Annotated in this window: 21 protein-coding genes; 3 read left to right on the top strand and 18 right to left on the bottom strand. The window is 44.7% G+C overall.

Going from position 1 to position 20,624, the window contains the following annotated elements:
• The gene (locus BN6539_RS02390; RefSeq protein ID WP_067533356.1) at positions 1-636 is read left to right on the top strand and encodes a DUF47 domain-containing protein; all 636 of its coding nucleotides are present in this window, start codon (positions 1-3) and stop codon (positions 634-636) included.
• A gap of 11 nt (positions 637-647) precedes the next feature.
• Here the strand turns inward: BN6539_RS02390 and BN6539_RS02395 are convergent, their stop codons facing one another.
• From BN6539_RS02395 to BN6539_RS23535, 12 genes are all read right to left on the bottom strand, one after another.
• Positions 648-1,814 carry a PucR family transcriptional regulator gene (locus BN6539_RS02395; RefSeq protein WP_067533359.1) on the bottom strand — a complete coding sequence of 389 codons (1,167 nt, stop codon included), beginning with the start codon at positions 1,812-1,814 and terminating at the stop codon, positions 648-650.
• Positions 1,815-1,931: 117 nt separating this feature from the next.
• Positions 1,932-3,701: a phosphoenolpyruvate carboxykinase (GTP) gene (locus tag BN6539_RS02400; RefSeq protein WP_197492872.1), complete on the bottom strand. Its 1,770-nt coding sequence runs from the start codon at positions 3,699-3,701 to the stop codon at positions 1,932-1,934.
• A gap of 131 nt (positions 3,702-3,832) precedes the next feature.
• Positions 3,833-4,402 (bottom strand): thiamine phosphate synthase, encoded by a 570-nt coding sequence (locus tag BN6539_RS02405; protein ID WP_330385049.1) that lies wholly within the window; start codon positions 4,400-4,402, stop codon positions 3,833-3,835.
• Positions 4,383-5,636, bottom strand: a complete 1,254-nt coding sequence (gene thiH / locus BN6539_RS02410; protein WP_067533366.1) for a 2-iminoacetate synthase ThiH — start codon at positions 5,634-5,636, stop codon at positions 4,383-4,385. The genes BN6539_RS02405 and thiH overlap by 20 nt, the downstream gene beginning before the upstream one ends.
• A gap of 11 nt (positions 5,637-5,647) precedes the next feature.
• Positions 5,648-6,418, bottom strand: coding sequence for a thiazole synthase (locus BN6539_RS02415; protein ID WP_067533369.1), 771 nt, complete (start codon positions 6,416-6,418; stop codon positions 5,648-5,650).
• Positions 6,419-6,420: 2 nt separating this feature from the next.
• Positions 6,421-7,053: a thiamine biosynthesis protein ThiF gene (thiF, locus tag BN6539_RS02420; protein ID WP_317870050.1), complete on the bottom strand. Its 633-nt coding sequence runs from the start codon at positions 7,051-7,053 to the stop codon at positions 6,421-6,423.
• Between the two features lie 2 nt (positions 7,054-7,055).
• Positions 7,056-7,250 (bottom strand): sulfur carrier protein ThiS, encoded by a 195-nt coding sequence (gene thiS / locus BN6539_RS02425; protein WP_067533372.1) that lies wholly within the window; start codon positions 7,248-7,250, stop codon positions 7,056-7,058.
• Between the two features lie 151 nt (positions 7,251-7,401).
• Entirely contained in the window at positions 7,402-8,898 is a 1,497-nt protein-coding gene (nhaC, locus tag BN6539_RS02430) for a Na+/H+ antiporter NhaC (protein ID WP_067533375.1), read from the bottom strand.
• A 279-nt stretch (positions 8,899-9,177) separates the two neighbouring features.
• Positions 9,178-9,741, bottom strand: a complete 564-nt coding sequence (locus BN6539_RS02435; protein WP_067533378.1) for a hypothetical protein — start codon at positions 9,739-9,741, stop codon at positions 9,178-9,180.
• Between the two features lie 207 nt (positions 9,742-9,948).
• Positions 9,949-11,121, bottom strand: coding sequence for an alanine dehydrogenase (locus BN6539_RS02440; protein WP_067533381.1), 1,173 nt, complete (start codon positions 11,119-11,121; stop codon positions 9,949-9,951).
• A gap of 210 nt (positions 11,122-11,331) precedes the next feature.
• Positions 11,332-11,478 (bottom strand): helix-turn-helix domain-containing protein, encoded by a 147-nt coding sequence (locus BN6539_RS23385; protein ID WP_082907315.1) that lies wholly within the window; start codon positions 11,476-11,478, stop codon positions 11,332-11,334.
• 24 nt (positions 11,479-11,502) lie between these two features.
• The gene (locus BN6539_RS23535; protein WP_330385074.1) at positions 11,503-11,934 is read right to left on the bottom strand and encodes a sigma 54-interacting transcriptional regulator; all 432 of its coding nucleotides are present in this window, start codon (positions 11,932-11,934) and stop codon (positions 11,503-11,505) included.
• Positions 11,935-12,092: 158 nt separating this feature from the next.
• Between BN6539_RS23535 and BN6539_RS02450 the strand changes: the two genes are divergently transcribed.
• Positions 12,093-14,849 carry a hybrid sensor histidine kinase/response regulator gene (locus BN6539_RS02450; protein ID WP_067533387.1) on the top strand — a complete coding sequence of 919 codons (2,757 nt, stop codon included), beginning with the start codon at positions 12,093-12,095 and terminating at the stop codon, positions 14,847-14,849.
• A gap of 212 nt (positions 14,850-15,061) precedes the next feature.
• Here the strand turns inward: BN6539_RS02450 and BN6539_RS02455 are convergent, their stop codons facing one another.
• On the bottom strand, positions 15,062-15,523 hold the full coding sequence (locus tag BN6539_RS02455) for a putative immunity protein (protein ID WP_067533391.1): 462 nt from the start codon (positions 15,521-15,523) through the stop codon (positions 15,062-15,064).
• Between the two features lie 277 nt (positions 15,524-15,800).
• Between BN6539_RS02455 and BN6539_RS22235 the strand changes: the two genes are divergently transcribed.
• Entirely contained in the window at positions 15,801-15,986 is a 186-nt protein-coding gene (locus tag BN6539_RS22235) for a hypothetical protein (protein WP_148484445.1), read from the top strand.
• Positions 15,987-16,079: 93 nt separating this feature from the next.
• On the opposite strand, the gene orr is transcribed toward BN6539_RS22235, so the two are convergent.
• The 5 genes from orr to BN6539_RS02480 are packed head-to-tail and all read right to left on the bottom strand — an operon-like array spanning position 16,080 to position 20,442.
• The gene (gene orr, locus BN6539_RS02460) at positions 16,080-17,171 is read right to left on the bottom strand and encodes an ornithine racemase Orr (RefSeq protein ID WP_317870051.1); all 1,092 of its coding nucleotides are present in this window, start codon (positions 17,169-17,171) and stop codon (positions 16,080-16,082) included.
• A gap of 21 nt (positions 17,172-17,192) precedes the next feature.
• Positions 17,193-18,932 (bottom strand): GlmL-related ornithine degradation protein, encoded by a 1,740-nt coding sequence (locus tag BN6539_RS02465; protein WP_082907316.1) that lies wholly within the window; start codon positions 18,930-18,932, stop codon positions 17,193-17,195.
• A gap of 39 nt (positions 18,933-18,971) precedes the next feature.
• A complete protein-coding gene (locus BN6539_RS02470; protein ID WP_067533397.1) occupies positions 18,972-19,400 on the bottom strand; it encodes a PaaI family thioesterase in 429 nt (142 codons plus the stop codon).
• Between the two features lie 12 nt (positions 19,401-19,412).
• The gene (locus BN6539_RS02475) at positions 19,413-19,883 is read right to left on the bottom strand and encodes a GNAT family N-acetyltransferase (protein ID WP_067533400.1); all 471 of its coding nucleotides are present in this window, start codon (positions 19,881-19,883) and stop codon (positions 19,413-19,415) included.
• Between the two features lies 1 nt (position 19,884).
• On the bottom strand, positions 19,885-20,442 hold the full coding sequence (locus BN6539_RS02480; RefSeq protein WP_067533403.1) for a cyclase family protein: 558 nt from the start codon (positions 20,440-20,442) through the stop codon (positions 19,885-19,887).
• Positions 20,443-20,624: the final 182 nt, after the last annotated feature.

The following is a 20,624-nucleotide window of genomic DNA, read 5'->3' on the forward strand; positions in this document are numbered from 1 at the left end:
ATGAAAAAGACTCGTAAGAAAAATTTCTTTAAGAAAAAAGAACGTCCCGATTTTTACCACATGCTGACGAGACAGTGTGAAATCACCTCAAGGAGCATCTCCCTCCTGTTAAAATACATAAGCACCGGTGATATGCAGTTGGCAGAACAGATAGAAAGCTGTGAAAAGAATGCAGATAAGGTCCGGCGAGATTTGATTGATTACGTAGAAAACTCTTTCATTACACCCCTGGATCGCCACGACCTCTTCTCTGTTTCCCGAGACATTGACGATATCACTGACAAGATCAAGGATCTAAAAGATTTTTTGATCTTCTTCAACTACACGCCTACTGAAAAAAACATTGAAATGGCGAAGCTGATCGACTCCTCCATCTATTCCCTCACCTGCGCCATGAGCGAATGGTCGGAGGACAGCATCGAAAATTTCTGGGATTACCTGGTCAAGGCAAAGAAAAATGAAAATCAGATCAAGCGGCTCTACTGGGAGAACATCAACGACTTGGACAGATACAAAGCTTCTCTTCGGGACATCATCATCATCAGAGAGTTTTCCAAAGACTTGAATAAGCTGGCTAACAAGGTTGGCCAGGCCGCGGACAGTATCAGCGATATTAAAATCAAATCAATTAAATGAAAAAGCAGCCTTTAAAGGGCTGCTCGTTTTTTAAGCAGGTAGATTCTGACTGCTGTAGAAAGCTCAGCATAAAATTCAAATTCTGTTTTTTTACCGGCGCCAATCAACTCTCTGACCTTTGACAACCGGTAGCGAATGGTATTTTGATGACAGTTGCATTCCAATGCCGTGCTGGTAATGTCCCCATTGTTAATAACCAAGGTGATAACAGTATTGAGATACTCCTCCTTATCCAGTATTGGCAGCAGAATGCTTTCCGTGAACTCGTTCAGTGCATAACTGTCCTTCAGCGGAATCAGATATTTAAACGATCCGATGTTATTAAAATGCCCATAATCCCTGCAGTCTGTCACGCTGGCTGCAAAGGTATGGTAGGCCTCTCTCAGGCAGCGATCCAATTCCTCATATGGATGATAAATGTTCCCTCTCGCGATATATACTTTTTTTTCATTGATCGAAAGGCTCTCCATCGCTTCATTGAGAATTAACTCAAATTTCTCGTCCTCCTCATAAGCGCTGGTCAATATGATAAATAGCCCCTTATTATACTTACATAACATGGCTTTATTTTTCAAGCTTTTGTTGAGATAGAAATTTCGAAAGATCCTGGACATATCCAGCTTCGTCCCCGTCGCAAAGGGCTTTAAGTATATAGCCATAGCGTTTTTCTTGAAAAGAAGAGAAATACTCTTACTGATTCGCAAAACCTCTTCCTTTGGCAATTCATTCTCTATCATTTTCTTAATATTTGCTTCGGCCAGGATCTGTGTATCGTCCCGCTGTACAGCCTCCATAATTTCATAGATGATATTTTCAAAATACAGCTCTGGACCAAAGGAAAAGATTGGCAGATTATTTTCGTTAGAAAAAGCGAGGACTTCTGCCGGTAATTCATTATAAATCACGCTCTTATAAGCAAAGGCGGATATTCCCAATTCGTATAAATTCCGTACCGCATCCAAAATCCGGCTGCTGTCATTCTGTGCAAAGAGCAAGCTGGAAATCACAAAGCTGTCCTTGTCAAAGGCGTTATCATTGTGGTAATTCACATCTGGAGCGAACTCATAATCTGCAATCCCCGCTGAGCAGACAGCCTTATCCAAGCCTTTGTCTCCTGAAACCAGCTTAAACCCCTGTAGGCTCTGTAATTGTAGTAATTCTTTTACTTTCAGTGCCATATAGACCTACCTTTCTAAACTTATTGTGCCATGACGTTCCCTTGTCTATTATTATATCACTTATATAGAAAAAAACATCCGCGAATGTTCCTATCGCGGATGTCTTAATTATTTATCTTACAATTTATCGATTCCCTGTTTTAGCTCTTCCAGGCTGTCTGTCAGTTCCTTTGGAAGTTGTTCAAACTTGCTGTAGAAATTTTCAATATCCTGAATTTCGTGCTTCCAGGCATCTTTATCAACTCTCAGCAGTTTTTCCAAAGTCTCCGGCGTGATATTCAGTTCCTCAACATCGATATCTTCCGGCTTCGGCTCGTAGCCAAGGGGCGTTTCCACCGCGCCGACAGTGCCTTTGCATCTGTGGAGCATCCAAAGAATGACTCTCAAGTTGTCTCCGAATCCAGGCCACAAGAACTCGTCATTTTCATCTGTTCTAAACCAGTTTACGTGAAAGATCCTCGGCGGATTGGTCATTTTTTTGCCCATGTCAATCCAGTGCTGAAAGTATTCAGCCATGTTATATCCGCAGAACGGCAGCATTGCCATCGGATCGTGTCTTACTACGCCTACCTGGCCGTTGGCTGCAGCCGTGGTCTCAGAAGCCATAGCAGAACCGATAAATACGCCGTGATTCCAGTCCTTTGCCTCATATACCAGAGGTTCCGCTTTTGCTCTTCTGCCGCCAAAGATGATGGCCGAAATAGGCACACCCTCTCCCGTAAAGAACTCGTCAGCAATGGTAGGGCAATTCTCCGCCGGCGCAGTGAATCTGGAATTTGGATGTGCGCCCTTTTCGCTAGAAGTCTTACCGTTCCAAGGGTTTCCTAACCAGTCTTCTCCATTTTCTGGTGGATTTTTATCCAGCTTCTCCCACCAGACTGTATTATCATCAAGATTCCTTGCTACATTGGTAAAGATGGTTCCTTTTTTCGTAGTCTGCAGTGCGTTGGGGTTAGACTTTTGATTTGTTCCAGGTGCAACACCAAAGAATCCATTCTCAGGATTCACTGCATAAAGTTTGCCGTCTTTTCCGATACGCAGCCATGCGATATCGTCGCCGACTGTGGAAATCTTGTATCCTTTTTTCTTAAAATAATCAGGAGGCGTCAGCATAGCCAGATTGGTTTTGCCGCAAGCGCTCGGAAATGCACCGCAGACATACTTACTCTCTCCCGCTTCGTTTTCTATCTTCAGAATCAGCATGTGTTCCGCCATCCATCCTTCTTGTTTACCAAGATAGGAGCCGATTCGAAGTGCCAAACACTTCTTTCCCAGCAAAACGTTACCGCCGTAAGCTGAGTTGATAGACCAGATTGTATTATCCTCTGGAAAATGTGCAATATATTTTTCCTGCTCATTAATCTGCGCTTTAGAATGAAGGCATTTCGTAAAGTCAGCGCCGTGATTGAGCTGTTCGATAACCTCCTGACCAACACGAGTCATGATTGCCATACTCAGTACCACATAGATGGAGTCCGTAAGCTCAATACCGATTTTCGCAAATTCAGTACCGACAACTCCCATAGAAAAGGGAATGGCATACATCGTCCTTCCCTTCATAGAATCTTTGAAAAGCTTGCGCATCTTCGCATACATTTCATCAGGGCTGACCCAGTTATTCGTCGGTCCCGCATCCTCTCTTCTGCTGGTACAGATTACCGTTCGTTTTTCGTCTCTTGCAACATCTTTTGGGTTTGTGCGGTAGTACAGACACCCTGGCAGTTTCTCCTGGTTCAGTTCCAACATCTCACCAGTTTCCAAAGCAATCTGCTTGATCAGATCAAGCTGCTTTTCACTGCCGTCAATCCAGACAATTTCGTCCGGGTTGGTCATTTCCGCCATTTCTTTCACCCAATCGTTAACGGATTGGTTTGTTACCATTGTCATAAATTTTTCTCCTTTTCTCCTTTTTATAACAATTTCAGGCCGCTTCGGCGGAAGCAGTCTCCTATATGATTTTCATACAAGCACCATTCTATACCACTTTTCAGCTTTTGTCACGGAAATTTTTTGACCTATTACAGTTCCATATATTTACTCATCATACACACGCCGTATGCTCCCGCAACGATGCATTGCCAAGCGTTTTCTTCATTAATCCCTCCGATAGCATAGACGGGTACAGAAACGCTGCCACAAATTGAGCGTAACATAGCAAGGCCCCGCGGTGGAACACCTTTTTTACAGTCTGTCGCAAAAATATGCCCATATATAATATATGCTGCACCCATTTTTTGTGCCTCGACAGCTTCTTTTTTTGAATGTACGGAAATTCCCAAGCAAGGCAGTCTCATTCTATCCTCGCAGCTCATAGAGGCCGCCATCTTCAAGGGCAGATGGATGCCCTGCGCGTTTAATTTCACAGCCAGCTGCGGCTGTGAATGGAAATAACAGGCTACATCTGCCTCTCTGCAAATTGCCAAAACCTGCACAGCAAGCTCCTCATATGCTTCTTGTGTCAAATCCTTTTCTCTTAAAATAAGAGCTGTTGGCTTTGCAGCGGTTACCCTTTCTATTTGCCTAAGAAAGTCACCCTGAGCCAGATGGCGATTGGTAACACAGATTTTTCTATACATAGATATAGTCATTGATGACAGGCTGCAGCCCCTCTTCTTCTATATCTCTGTACATCTGTGCAAAGCTTCTGTCATCAGCAATTTCGAACTGCTCATCACCAGCGTCATCAATCTCCTTTCCTTTGTATTTGCCCTCATGATCCCCAATCCCAGTTGAAACACCGGCGGAAATCTTTGTCGCAGCAATTTTGACAATGCCGTTTCGAAAGGATTCCTTTTCTCTGGAAGAAACGGTAATCCCCACATATGGCAGGAAGATGCGATAAGCGCATAGAACCTGACAGAGCTGACGTTCACCTACGTCCATGGGACTGATTTGCTCGTTGTTGATAATTGGGCGCAGTCTGGGGCAGGAAAGAGAGAATTCGCCGTGGGGATATCTGCGCTGTAGATAGTACACATGAAGCGCAGTAGCCAGAGCATCCTTTCTGAAGTCAGACAGACCAAGCAGTGCTGAAAAGCCAACACCTCTGACACCGCCCATAAGCGCCCTTTCTTGGGCGTCAAAACGATAGGGGAAGACTCGCTTATGGCCCATCAAGTGCAGTGTTTCGTATTTGTCGGCATCGTAGGTCTCTTGAAATACGGTAACATAATCCACCCCGCATTCATGGAGAAACTGGTATTCGTCCACATTGACTGGGTAAATTTCCACCCCGATATTTCGAAAGTATTTGCGTGCGATCTTGCAAGCCTGACCGATGTATTCCACACTGCTGACCTTACGGCTCTCTCCTGTTAGAAGCAAAATCTCTTCCATTCCGGAGTCAGCAATGATTTTCATTTCTTTTTCCATTTCTTCATAAGTCAGCTTTTTCCTGTTGATATCGTTGTAGCAATTGAAGCCACAATAAATACAGTAATTTTCGCAATAATTTGCAATGTACAGAGGGGTAAAGATGTATACGGTGTTCCCAAAATGTCTGCTGGTTTCAGCCTTTGCTCTGTCCGCCATCTGTTCTAAGAACGGCAGGGCCGCCGGCGACAGCAGAACTTTAAAATCCGTGATTCCGCAACTTTCTTTGGCGAGAGCCCTTTTGACATCGTCAGCCGTATAATGGTTATAATCGTAGTCGTTCATCTCCGTCAGAACTTTGTCCATGATGTCAGAATGAATCTGTTCCATACCCTCCATATATTCCATATGGTTCGTTCTCGAGGAAGGATCATTTTCAATTCGATGTTTTTTCTTGAGTGCCTCGGCGCTTAGTTTTTTTGAATCGACAAAAAATAAATTATTTTCCATTCTTATTCCCCCTAATCTCTCAAGAAGCCTGTTAGCGGGTCTGAAGCGGATGCGCCTCTCTCTAAAACACGACCCAGCCCGGACAGATAAGCGTTTCTTCCAGCCTCAATGGCTTTGCGAAAAGCTGATGCCATGGCCGGAATATCACCAGCAGTAGCAATGGCAGTATTAGCCATGACGGCGGCTGCGCCCATCTCCATGACTTCACAAGCTTGTGACGGCTTTCCGATGCCAGCATCGACGATAATTGGCAGATCTATCTCGTCAATCAAAATCTGCAGAAAGGCTTTTGTCGCCAGACCTTTGTTCGATCCGATGGGGGCAGCCAGGGGCATAACGGCCGCTGCACCGGCATTGGCTAAGTCTCTCGCGGTGTAAAGATCCGGATACATATACGGCAACACTATAAAGCCCTCTTTTGCAAGTATTTCTGTCGCCTTTACGGTTTCTGCATTATCCGGCAGCAAATACTTGCTGTCCTTCATAATCTCTATTTTGACGAAATCTCCGCATCCCAGTTCTCTGGACATTCTGGCGATTCTAACGGCTTCCTCTGCACTTCTGGCTCCAGAGGTGTTAGGCAGCAGCGTTGCATTCTCTGGTATGTAATCCAAAATATTTTCACTTTCCCTGGTGTTGGTTCTTCTTACCGCTAAAGTTATGATTTCTGCACCGGCCTGCTCCACAGCCGCTTTGATCAGTTCCATAGAATATTTGCCTGAACCTAAAATAAATCGTGAAGAAAATTCTTTTCCTCCCAATAGAAACGTATCTCTTTTCATCTTTAATTTTCCTTTCCTAAGATTAATCCTATTACCGTGTTGGCCTGATGGGCTGCACAGATCATAACTCTTGGCGCCATCAGTCCGTATTCACTACATATTTCAGACCTTCCGTCGCCACACAGATAATAGGTGGACAGAATCTTCCTCGTCTGAATCGAATTGCTATCTCCGTATCCCGCCATGCCAGAGGCTCCGACTAGATATTTCCCGGGCAGTTTCTCTAAAATACAGTTGGTCAGCATAGCTTTTTCTTCTGCCGCGTCAAAGGCTTCACAGATATATTCGTCCTCTGACAAAAGGGAAGGAATGTTCTCCTCTGTCAATTTGACAAAATCTGTACGGATTTTGCAGTAAGGAGAAAACCGCAAAATCTCATCTCGCAGCGCTTCTGGCTTTGGCCTGTCTAAATCGCAGACGGCATATTGCTGGCGATTTAGATTTGCCAGATCCACCCGATCAAAGTCAATCAGATGCAGCTGACCTATGCCGGTTCTTGCAAGCGCAATTGCAATGGCAGAACCCAACCCGCCTAAACCGCAGACCGCAGCTTTAGCCGCAGACAGTTTGTCCTGCACTGTTTTCGTATGACGCTGCTCCAAGGTTCTTTGTATCTCTTCTTTTGTCGGTATCACAATCAACCACCTCCTACAAAGCTAACGATTTCAATTTTATCGCCATCACAGAGAACTTTTATCCCATACTGCGACTTAGGAACAATTAACCCATTGCATTCCACTGCAATCCGTTTAAGAGGATAATTACACTCTTGCAGATACTCTATCAGTATTTTCCCTGCAGCTTGGACTTCTTCGCCGTTAATTTTCACCACAATGCAAACCTCCAGTCAAATATTATTATAAATTTAAAAAGCCACACAAAGTTTCGCACCCGTGGTGGTACGCCCCTTCGTGTGGCTCAAAAGTCAACACTCTTTTATCATTTTATGATTCCTTTGACGGAAAGTCAAGTATCTTCTATTTTTATGATACCAATTCTCCCGCATCGGCCTTGGCTTGTTCCTCCGGCGTCATTTTCGTCACCGTGATGCCGATAAATGCCATCAATAGTGTAACGATTGGCATCGAATAGTTAAACACTGCCCATGGCAGATATGTACCGGCTGTAACACCTAAGGTTGCTGCAATGTACATTCCGCATGTGTTCCAAGGGATCAGACAGGAGGTTACTGTTCCAGCAGATTCCAATGCGTTGGATAATGACTTCGGATGAATGCCCGCTTTTCTATAAGCACCTGCATACATTCTTCCTGGGATCAGAATGGAGATGTACTGTTCCGGCATGACAGCATTAGATGCAATACAGGTGGCCTCTGTTGCTGCAATAAGTCCCGGTCCGCTTTTGACAACCTTCGTAATCTTGTTGATGATGACTTCCAGCTGCTTGGTTCCTTCCATAATTCCGCCAAACATCATAGCTATGATCGTCATTAAGATAGAAGAGGCCATATTCATCAGACCGCCTGTTGTCAACAGACTGTCTAAAGCCTCCAGTCCGGTGTTACAAGTAAATCCGTTTCTTGCTACAGAAAGGATATCTCCAAACGTTGCACCAGCGTGATCTATTACAAGAGCACCTGCATCATTTTCTACAAAGATATTTACATTGCCCTGAAAGATAGGTGCCAGAATTGCGCCTACGATAACGCCCAGGGTGATGCCCGGTATTGCAGGTACCTTGAATGCGATAGCAAGGATTACGACAACTGGCGGCAGCAGCAGAATTGGATTAATATTAAAGGTATCCTGCAGGCCGTTCATCAATTCAGTTACTTGTGATGTGTCCACATCAGAAGACGCAGCATGTTTAAACCCATAGATACCGAAGAAAATGAGAGCAATCGCATAAGCGACGATGGTCGCTTTAATCATGTATTTAACATGGGTAAATACGTCTGTGCCTGCCATGGCCGGCGCCAGATTTGTAGTATCTGACAGTGGCGATAGTTTATCGCCAAAATATGCACCCGCCAGGATTGCTCCTGCTGTCGGACCTATCGGCATGCCCAAACCTGACGCAATGCCCATCAGTGCAAGACCCATAGTTCCCATGGTTCCCCACGAAGTACCAGTAGCCAGGGATGTGATTGAGCAGATTAGGACGCTGGCAATCAAGAAAATAGATGGTGATAATAATTTGAGTCCGTAATAAATCATTGTAGGGATGGTACCTGACAGCAGCCATACGCCTACCATCATGCCGACAATTGCTAAGATTAAGATTGCCTGCATAGCACGGGAGATACCCGTAACCATCATTTCTTCAATCGCCTCCCACTTATAGCCTAGCTTAAGTGAAATCAATGCCGCAATAATGACGCCGACAAACATTGGGATATGCGGGTCAACTTTAAAAATAATAATACCGATGGACATTACGACAATAAGGCCCAGGAACGACACAATCGCTTCCCAGAAATGTGGTGCGCGAGGCTGTTTCGTTTTTGTTTCTTTTTCCATTATCTCTCTCCTTTTTTTATTTTGATGATGGATTCATCACCATTCATGATTATAGACTATTCGAAAAATTAATACAATAAAAATTATATATGTTTTCTAATAAATACATTTTTATGCACTATTGTATATACACTGTTATATAACTCTTAAAATTCTGTATCTTATATATTGTAAACAAAACCACGAATCATCAGCTTTTCAGCGATTTTCGTGGTTTTTATAATCATGCACTATTTTCTGAACTCTCTTCTTCCTTTGTGACCTTTTCATATCACTGAGTTACATTGTCTTTATCTTTTTTAACTTTTCACTGTGTTCACCGACAACCTTCTTGAGCAACTGTACATCCTCACAAACTACATCAACTTTATCTGCAGATTCCTGATAACGAATCGATGTGTCCAGATAGCAGGCCTCAATGTTGGACAATCTTGGAATCAATTTTGTTTCTTGGCAGACTCTCACCTGCTTTACATCACGCTTAATGAGTGCTAATTCAGAATGAAGAGATTTGGCATCCAACTCCAATTTGCTAACTCTGGTCTCTAAATTATTAACCTTTATTTCCAAATTATCTACCTTGGTCTCTAAATTATCTACCTTTATTTCCAGATTGTCTACCTTGGTTTCTAAATTATCTACCTTTATTTCCAGATTGTCTACCTTGGTTTCTAAATTATTAACCTTTATTTCCAAATTATCTACCTTGGTCTCTAAATCGTCCATCTTAGTCTCAACCCTTGTCAGTCTGTCCTCTATTCTGACAAGGTGTTTTTCGATAGGCTGCAGCTTTATATCCATCATCTGCGAAAGCGCTAATAAATCCTCATTAGTCAAAGTCATGGTATCCTCCCTTCCAAATGGCAGCACAACTATTTACGTTTACTTGAAAAAAGCATAGCACAATTGTAAGGGGAAATCCAGTTGTTTTTCGTCTCACAGAGAAGTAATACTATTTCGAAATTCCCCTTATAAAATCACCTATTTCTCAATGCACTGCAAAAGCAAAACCAGCTAAGTTTTACAAACTTAGCTGGTTTGTTTGCTTTCCTATTTTGAGAACTCTTTGTAAAAGTAGTCAGATTTCGTAATTGTCGTCCTCGGCGCAGGATCTAATTTTTCCCCCTCAATTCCTAGAATAACCTCTGGTTGTACCCAAGGTCTGTTTTGAATACCGCTGGTCTCCTCGTGAGTAAGGTAACCTTTATAAGCAGTCAGGCTTCTTCGCAGAAAACCGTTCTTCGCACAAGCGATCTCCAGTCCCTCATTCATAATAGACTGGAAGTGAGGCAGTACAGAAGCCGCATAAGCAACCGATGCGGAACCTGCAATAGCCCCTGGAATATTGCTTACGCAGTAGTGGACTACACCTTCATCAATATAGATCGGATCGTCATGAGTGGTTTCATGGAACGTTTCAATGCAGCCGTAATCGTTGCTTACGTCTACGATGACAGAACCCCTGCGCATAGATGCGACCATCTGGCGGTCAATCATAAAGTCTGATGCGTTTTTCGGCCACCTGACACAGTTGACGACCAAGTCTGTGGTTGGCAGTTCCTTTGCAATATTGTATCTGTTGGAAATGACAGTGTTTACTTTGCCATCATATTTTGTTGAAATTTCTCGCAGAGCCCCGATGTTTACATCTGCCACAGTAACCCAGGCTCCCATAGTCTGGAGCACTTCAATGGCCCCCTTTCCTACAGTTCCACAGCCGCACACTAACGCTTTGATGCCAGGTGCCGCTCCAAGCCCACTGACAAATTTACCGCTGCCCCCATTCGTGCTCATCATAGACCACAGGCCCATAAAGGCTCCAGCCTTGCCGGCTGCCTCACAATTAGGCGAACCATACCGATGGGAATCTTCCGCGGTGATTGCAATCACTTTTTTTTCTAATAGAGCATCGACCTCTGCCTTATGGGCTGCTGGATGAATACAGCAATAGATAATCTGTCCCTCTCTCATCAAATCGTATTCACTCTCTTCAATTTCTTTCACCTTTGCAACAAAATCGCAGTTCTGCCAAATTTCTTCATTTGATGCCGTCATTGTTGCACCTGCTTGTTCGTATTCTTCGTCATCAAAACCGGCAGCATAGCCAGCTTTCCTTGCTACATATACGTCGTGTCCGTCTTCTGTCAAAATGCTGACTTCAGCGGGTGTTGCTACAACGCGGTACTCTCCGTTTTTAATGTCTTTTAATACACCAAATTTCATTTCTTTCTACTTCCTTTCCGCTTGCTCCCGGTATGCAAGAAATGCTGCCGAAAGCGACAATAGACAAGATAATATCCAATTTTATATATTAACTGCAAGAGCTGTGCCATCGTAAAAAGGTTGAATCGTCAGCCATATTTTGATTATCATTCCGCATATACGCCAGTTTATGAGCGATTCAAGCCAACAAATGAGCGGTTAAATAATATCTCATTCCTTTGCCTTTCGGCTCAAGTTCTGTCTTGGAACTCCTAATACAGCTGCTGCCCTGGCAATATTGCCATCTGTCTTTTTGAAGGCCGATTTGATGAGACAGCGCGCATAACCAGAAAACCTCTCGGTCAGAGGCCGATCCATATTCTTAAAATATTTGCCTCCTTTTTACAACATTTGCAGTTTGTTTTCAATATGACCCAGCTCCAAAATGTCTGCATCGTCTTCCGCCATACCGACACCATATGCTATGGTATTCTCTAATTCCATTACATTCCCCTTCCATTGCAATTCGCTGAGTTCCTGGTAAAGCTTCTTAGAAACTTTATGAGTTTTCTCGCCATATAACTTATTATACAAGAAAAGTGTTCCCCCGTCGGCAAGCTCCAAAAGTCCCATATTATCTACTGCACCTGTAAATGCCCCTTTTGATGTGCCAAAAAGGATGCTTTCCATCAAGTTCGCCGGGATAGACGCGCAATTTTGAATTATAAAAGGTCCGTGCTGCCGTTTACTCGCATTGTGAAGAGAATGGGCTGCCAATTCTTTGCCCTTACCTGTCTCTCCGTAAATCAACACAGGCATGTCCGTCTGGGCCAGCCTCTCTCATACGAAGTGTCCTTCTTATTTCATTGTACTTCCTCTTAGGAAACGAGTCAAACAAAAGATGGAAGAGTCTGTATTCTCAGATTGCTTTTGCAGACATTAATTGATATAATGTGAACAAGCTTAAAAAATTGAAGAATGGTGAATCAATCATGGAAAATACATATATAAAACAGATAAACAAATGCCCAACCGCCGTTGACAGCCTCAATGTCAGCGTTATCTGCTGTTCGCTGGACAAAGATTTGACCATACGCTGGCATAACTCTTGTTTTTTTGAAAGCACTGGTTATTCCAGGGAAGACTTTGTTGCTCTTTTCAGCAGTCTGCGGCAGTTTTATGCAGAGTACCCCGCCGATTTTGAAACAATAACGGAACAAATATCCCACGCCGCAAGCCATGCTGCCGAAGCCTTCGCGGCCGTACGGCTGCCAAAAAAAGGCGGCGATTTCTTCTGGACACGCCTTTCATATACGATTACAGACAATACTGCCGAAGGGGAATCACTCCTACAGGTCGTCTTTACGGATATCGATGCTTTGATACAGGAAAACGAGCACCTATCGGCTTTACATACGCAAAAACTGCAGTACTTTTATTGGATGATGGACTTGTACACAGGAAATATCTATATCTCCGATATGGAGACTTATGAGCTGCTGTATCTGAATGAAACGTCCTGCCACACGTTAGGCTGTAAAAAAAATGAACTTTTAGGGAAAAAATGCTACGAAGTAATTCAAGGGCGATCATCCCCCTGTCCATTCTGCACTAATAAATATCTGACAGCCGATGCATTTTATGAGTGGGAATATGACAATCCAGTTTTAAGACGAACCTTTATGATAAAAAACCGTATGATTAATTGGAAGGGGCGAGCAGCCAGAATTGAACTTTCGCATGATATGTACAGCACCGAATATAAGCTGGCAAAGAAAGACCGTGAACGGGAAGCTTTACTGGCCTCAATATCCGGCGGTTTTGCACGTCTGGATGCCAGAGACTATTCTACAATCCTCTGGTATGGTTCAGAATTTCTTAATTTAATCGGTTACACCGCAGAGCAGTTTGAAAAGGAATTGCATTCTCAATGCAGTTACGTACATCCCGATGATCTAATGCGTATCCTTCCGATGATGCAGGCAGTTGATGAGACCGGGACAAACCTCATCACAGAAGCCAGAATTATCACTCGCAGCGGAAAAATAAAAATTTTTACGTTGACATTGTATTATATCAACGCAGAGGATAGTTGGGACGGAATCCCTTCTTTTTACAGTATCGGCATTGATGTAACCAAGGATAGAGAAGAACAGATGCGACAGCGCCAAGCATTAGAAGATGCCTACCAAGCTGCTCGTGTTGCAAACAATGCAAAGAGTAACTTCTTATCTGCCATGTCTCACGATATCCGCACACCTATGAACGCTATCATGGGCATGACCTCCATCGCACAGGCAAATCTGCATAGTCCGGAGAAAGTAGGTTCTTGTCTGGATAAGATCAACGTTGCCAGCCAACATCTTCTGACTCTGCTCAATGAGGTCTTAGACATGTCTAAAATTGAAAGCGGTAAAATTGATTTATCTGCCGAGGTAATCAGTCTGCCAGAATTGGTTCAGAATTTGATAGATATGTGCCAGCCACTCATTGCAGAGAAAAAGCAGGAATTGAAAGTAATTGCAAATCAAGTGCAGCATGAGACGGTCATTGCTGACGGCGGCCGTTTGCAGCAGGCCTTCATGAATTTGCTGACAAACGCGATGAAGTACACCCCTGAAGGAGGCAGTATCACGATAAAAATTCGAGAGCTACCATCCGTAATCAAAGGTAAAGGACAATATGAGTTCGACTTTCAGGATAACGGCATCGGTATGTCAGAAGATTTTATCACGCATATTTTCGAGCCCTTCACTAGAGCGGAGGATACGAGGATCAGTAAAATACCAGGCACCGGCCTTGGTATGGCCATCACAGAAAACATCATCAGCATGATGAATGGAACCATTCAAGTAAAGAGTCAATTGGGGAGAGGAAGTGAATTTACAGTAGCCGTTCCTCTGGAACTTCCTTTGGAAGAGGATGCATATGACGAAACGTTAGCAGGTCTTAGAGTCCTCATCGTTGACGACGATCAAACTGTATGTGAAAGTGTTGCTTCTCTTTTAAGTGAGCTGGGTCTGTGCGCCGATTGGGTGTTAAGTGGTGCAGAAGCCGTAGATCACATCATAGCGACCCACGGCGCAGGCAGCGATTACTATGCAATCATGCTGGACTGGCGGATGCCGGATATGAGCGGTCTCGAAACGCTGAAAGAAATTCGCAGGCGGCTAGACAGTCACATCCCCGTCATCGTTATTTCCTCCTATAATTACTCTTATATCGAGGAAGAATTTGTAGAAGCAGGTGCGGATGGATTTATAACAAAGCCGCTGTTCAAATCAAAACTGCACCATGTTCTGCAGGCCTTTTGTAAGCAGATGCCAGGACAGCCGCCTATCGGGCGAGAAGCGGAAGTAACCCCTATCTTAGCCGGTAAGCGGATTTTGCTGGTGGAAGACAACGATCTGAATCGTGAGATCGCCGTTGAACTGCTGCAAATGCATGGCGTTCTTGTAGATGCGGTGAGAAACGGACAAGAGGCAGTCAATAGGTTTTTAGACACGCCGTCTGGAACCTACGATTGTATCCTGATGGATATTCAAATGCCCATTATGAACGGCTATGAGGCGACACAAGCAATTCGTGCGCTAAATCGTAATGACGCCAAAAGAATTCCTATTCTTGCACTATCGGCCAATACCTTTACCTCCGACTTAGGCAAGGCCTTCAATGTCGGAATGAACGATCATATAGCCAAGCCAATTGACATTCAGCATTTAATTGAAGTTCTTCAAAAGTGGATGTAAAATGGAGTCTATGACGAAAGAAAATACCGATTCTGAAGGCTGATGCCATTAAGGAAGTATTGAGGAACCTTCTGATCGGGCAGTCGGCAAGCGGAATGTGACAACAGAAGACGGGCGGGGCTGTAAGCGCCGCTCATCTTGACCGTTGACTGGCTCGGCTTGCTTTGCTATTTCCCCAGTTATGCAGCTACGGCGTATCCCCCTACGCCCAATTATGATAAACATTTCACCAAAGTGGTTATTTGCCATTCCCTTTCCGCAATGACCGCTTCTTTGTTGTCTGGTTGCAGGATATTAACAACCTTGACTGCATAGTCAGAGGCCACCATCGCGTGTTCTCTCATATGACCAGTACCGACAGCCTGCCCAATAACTCTTAAAATAGCTATATGCAACACATCTTCAGTTGCTTTGCTTAATGCGTGAATTTTGAAACCGGCTTGTCTCACATCGTGCATTCGCGCTTGCCCATTCTGCCAAGCCTCATTGACGTCAAAACCGTTGAGGATCGTTTCGTTTTCTGCATCGGCAAACCCTGCAATATCCATGATGTGCTTTGCTAAAAGTATCGACCATTTTGCCAGTATTGTTTGTGAAGCAGTGTCATAAATTCCATCCAGTTTTTGACGCAATTCCACCGCGTCGTCTATTTTAATCTTTGTTTGTGTCGGCATACAACTCTCCTATTTCATCAGATGAAAGCCGTACTAATTAATTCTGTTGGCATTTTCTTGGCTCGCCATCTTAGTCAGCTTACGTTTTTTTCATTCTACCACAAAACCGAGTGCGTGGAAATAGTGTGTTTTAGCCGGATTTTCAACCTTTTGGATATACGGGACGGGCGATCAAAAAGTATAGACTTGTGTTAGTTTATCAATGGACAAGCAGAGTGAATGATCGTCCGAAAAAGATATCGCCGGATGGGGAAGTACCGCCATAAGGCCGCCACTTGTGGATAAAATGTCCAGCAGGCACTTTGGGTCCCCTTGGCCCGAAGCAGGTCAGCGTACTAACGCCGCAATACGGCGCAGGAATGGGGATGGATCGGCTTTCAGGGGGGAACGGGTGCAGCAGGTAGAAATCAGCTATAACTGTGTCGGCGTGATTGAACTACCGGGCATCAACAAAACGGCATAGCCAAAACTGACTATGCCGCTCGCTGTAATAATACTTCTTTTCAGATCTCATGCTACTTTTTTTATACCCTTGTCAAGTAAAATTCTCCTCTGCTTACTTGATGTAATCCTTCTCCACATATGGGCTGGTAGCCGTCTTCAGCATGCCGCCGTATCCCAGTTCGAACTCGACGATATCGCCTACCTTGTATTCTCTGTCACAGTGAGTCACGTCGAGGATGATATGGTCGGAACTGCCGCCCATGATTTCCACCTGGGGATCGCATGGCGTCATGCTGCCCAGATCTGTGTCCTGCTTACCGATGCCGATGATGGCCCTCTTCATGATTCCTCTGTCCTCATAGTATGGCTTTTCACCGAAGGCATCGACACCGACTTCTCCAATCGGGAGGGATGGTTTTTCTTTCAGTTCGATAATCTGTGCCTGCAGAATCAATCCGTCACTGACTGTTCCCGGCAGCTTTGTCTCGTAGGCCGTATCGTTACCCAGAAGGAAAGATTCTCCTAGACGCAGGTTATTGATACCTTCTGGCAGCTCACCTTTGTCGACTAGATAAATAGAGCTGGAATTTCCGCCAGACACCATTTCCAGTTTGATGCCGTACTTCGTTTCCAAATCCCTGGCGATGGCAACCAGCTGGGATAGGTTCTCGTTTTTCGGAATGATGGCGCCATAGCAGGTCAGATTGACACCGATGCCATAGAGATTGACGTTCTCCATCTTGAGGATTTCTTCCACTGCCTCATAAATCAACTCCTGATTCTGAAAGAAGATTCCTTCGCGCAGGTCGCCCAGGTCGATCATCAGCAAAATATCGTGTACTTTTCCAGCCTTGGCCGCCTCTTCATTGAGCAGTCTGATGGTGGACAGTTCTGAGTTAAAAGAAAGATCCACATATTTTACTACCTCTGCGACTTCACAGTGCATAGGAATGCGCAGCAAAACCGTCTTTTTGCCATTTGCTCTTGCTGTATCCGCAAAGCCAGCAATATTCTTCACTCTGGAGTCGGCAATAAAATCCACATTTGGATTCTCCGCTACCATCTTTACCATTTCTTTGTCTGCACAAAGGCCTTTGGTGACGATCATCAGAGAACACTTGCCGTGATTCTTTGTAATCGTCGCACAGGCGTTTAGGTTGTCTTCCAGTTTCTTTAAATTGATAATTAGTTTTGGATACATCATTTCTCTCCTTTTTATCTCTTTCTATTCTACTCTGTTTGGACAATTTCTTCTAGTACAGTGCTTGCAGTCGTGAGTGCAGTCTCCCATATACTGACCGCCGTTTTCCGTCTGTGCTGCCCATTTGCCTTTGATGCCGCCGCCTTTACGCATTGCAGTCTTTTCATCCGCTTCCGCCATCGCCGCCTTTCTTGCGGCTTCCAGTTCTTCTGCACTGGCGCCGCCGATTGCTTCCTCCTCTTTAAAGGCAGTCATATCGTAGCCCATGGCCTCACATTCTTCAATGTGTTTCCTGTACTCTTCTTCTTTTGCTTTTGCTTCTGCCAGTTCACGGTCTACATCAGCCATAAATTTAGCGTTGACCGCAATCTCCTGCTCTTTCTTTTCCGGGAACTGGAAGTCCAGGCTCTTTTCCAGAAGTCTGATCGCTGCTTCTCTGTATCTCTTCGATAAAACACCCAGGGAGGCCATGATATAATCGTTATCTACCAAAATCCTGGCGTGCTCTGTCGGGAACAGCATCATGCCTGTTTCGTTATGCTTCGCAATCCCCTCCATCAATTCGATTCTATGCGGCAGTCTTGTCAAAGCGCCTCCCGTACCAACGATGTATTTCACCTGTGTCAAGTCTTTTCCTTCTGCCACTGTGCTTCTGCCAGAAGGCCCATAGATGTATCTGATGATGCCGGCATGGCGTTCCACTGCTTTGAGAACCGCTTCTTTCGTCAGACGTTCTACCAGCTTAAATTCATCCTCTGTTTTCGGAATCGCCACATAGCTTTCCAAGGTTTTTTCTAAGTCGATGCCCATCTTCTCACAGTCTTTTTTCATCTGCTCTTCTCCGATGGACTCGATGACTTTCATCCTGTTGACATAGACGCCCAGATCCCCTTCCACCGTCCGCTTGGCCTTCGGTTCTGGTGCAATCATAATCCGGGCGATTTTATCGGACTCCGTTGCCACAGAATGCAGATCTGTAGTGGCTCCGCCCACGTCAAGAACGATCAAATCGCCTAGACAGTCGTACAAAAGCTTGGTACACTCCATGACTGCGCCTGGTGTCGGAATAATCGGTCCGTTGACCATATCTCTTACGTGCTCCATGCCCGGTGCATGGATGATATGTTCTTCAAAGGCATCTTGAATCACCTTTCTGCACGGTTCCACGTTAAGATCGTCAATCTTTGGATATACGTTCTCTACATTATATAACTTCTGTCCGCTTTCCTCATCGAAAATCAGCTTCATCTCTTCCTGGTTTTCGATATTTCCTGCGTAGATAATCGGGGTATTCAGCCCCAGAGCACGAATCTTTTCAGCATTATCCAGGGCCGTGTCTCTTTCTCCGTAATCGACACCGCCGGCAATCAAAATCAAATTCGGCTTGATTTCTTTAATCTTGGCTAAGTCTGTCCTTCTCAATTTACCCGCTGTAATGTAATGGATAATGCCGCCTGCGCCCAGGGCAGCTTCCTTGGCTGCTTTGGCAGTCATATCATATACGAGACCGTGTACCGTCATCTTTAGTCCACCTGCTGCCGAAGAGGTGGCTAGCATTTCGTCATATTCCAGACTATCGATATTCATCTTCTTGCAGAGATCGTCAACAGCGCCCTGCAGACCAATCCTCACATCTCCGTCAAGGACCGATGTTGGCGCCTGACCCTGTGCCCAAAATATGGGATTGTCGGTATTTAAATCTTTAAAAGCGTTAACAACTGTGGTTGTCGAGCCGATTTCGGCTACTAATACGTCTACTTTCATCTTATCACCTCTATTTATTGCATATTTTCTATGTTATAACTACAAAGGGAACCAGCTTCCAGTCGCAGTCGCGACCAGCTTTCCACTTTCTTCACAAATCATTTCTCCCCGCAGTCTGATGATACTCCGCCCATTCTTTACAATATAGGTATGTATGATGGCGTGAGAATCACCGTCAAGGGGCCGCAGAAAGGACACGTTCAGATCTATCGTAGTGGCTTCACGCCATCCGGCCGCAAAGATGGCCGTCAATCCGATAGCTGAATCAAACATGCTGCTGATAATGCCTCCATGCACGTCACCTCTCTCATTCTTTTGCCAGGGCTGGGCCGCAAATCGATGGGAAATTCTCTGTTCCTCGAAATTACATCCGTAAAATACCCGTTCCAGTTTTCTGTCAAAAGGACTGTCATCTTCATATTCTGCTTCAAATCTGAGAACTTCCTGTTCCCATTGTTCTTTGTTCATAGTTAACCTCTTCTAAAAATACTTCACATAAAAATACATCTCCGCCGGAGCGTATCCCACTGCCGTGTAAAACTCCCTCGCATTGGGGTTGGTTGCCTCGGAATGAAACTGAATCCGCTTGCATCCCAGTTCTTTGGCAAACGCTTCTATATATGCTAAGGCTTTTTTGCCATATCCTTTCCCACGATGCTCCTCTCTGATAAACAGGTCATCCAGGTAAAGGGCTTTGCCGTGAGACCAAACGCTGAAGATCGTCATCAGGTTGGCAAAACCAACGGGCGCTCCATCTTCTTCAAAAATCAGCAGACTGATCAGTTCCGGCGAGGAGAGGGCTTCTTCAAAAGTCTGGGCAAACCGCTGGTCGCTGACCCTGCTGACTCCGTTCCACAAACCATCATCCTGACTCTCATAGACGATGAATTCTCGGTTTAATTTAATCCACAGACTTGCATCCTTTTGCACACACTTCCTGTAGGTAAACATCTCACACCTCCGCAACGATTCTGCACGGCAGACCTGTCATTCCCTCGTAATTCATCGGATAGGTGTGAATGACAAACTCAGCACCCTTTGGCAAATCCTCCAAGTGGTCCATATTCTCAATGACAAAAGTGCCTTTTTCAGCGCACTTTTGATCCGTCGGGGTGTGTTCCGTCCCCCTTCGCACCCCAGCGAAGTCGATTCCGATCATCGAAACGCCCTTTGCCAGCAGCTGATCGATCAAATTCATTGAAAGCTGCGGATGCTCTGTAAAGTAGGTTCTGGAACCATATCCTTCTTTTCTCATATACCCGGAATAAAAGCAGACGAACATCTCTTTTTTTACCAAGGACAAATCCACAGCCTCTTCACCGATTTCTCTGCTCGCAGGGATATCACTCACATCAAAACAGAGCCCCCTGCGTCTAGTATAATCTAAAGGGAATTCTTTGTCCATCACATCAAAATGGGTTCCCAGATGACCGACCAGCGCTTTCTTCTCGTTGCCCTGGGCGTCAGTTGCCATTTTAGGCGTGATCTTTAGGGTTACATCAATTAACATGCTCCTGCTCCTTTCAAACAATCAATTTACACAATGGCCAAAAGCCCCTCTGTAAATCGATTAGAAAAGTGGCTTCGCCACTCCGCTAGGGAATCCTAACGCTCACTGTATTCGCTCCTCCAGTCGCAGCGCTCCTTTCGCTGTCCGTTTCGCCTAGCCAGCTGAAGCTGGGGCAAAAAGGC

This window comes from Emergencia timonensis (genome assembly GCF_900086585.1).
GTDB lineage: Bacteria > Bacillota > Clostridia > Peptostreptococcales > Anaerovoracaceae > Senimuribacter > Senimuribacter timonensis.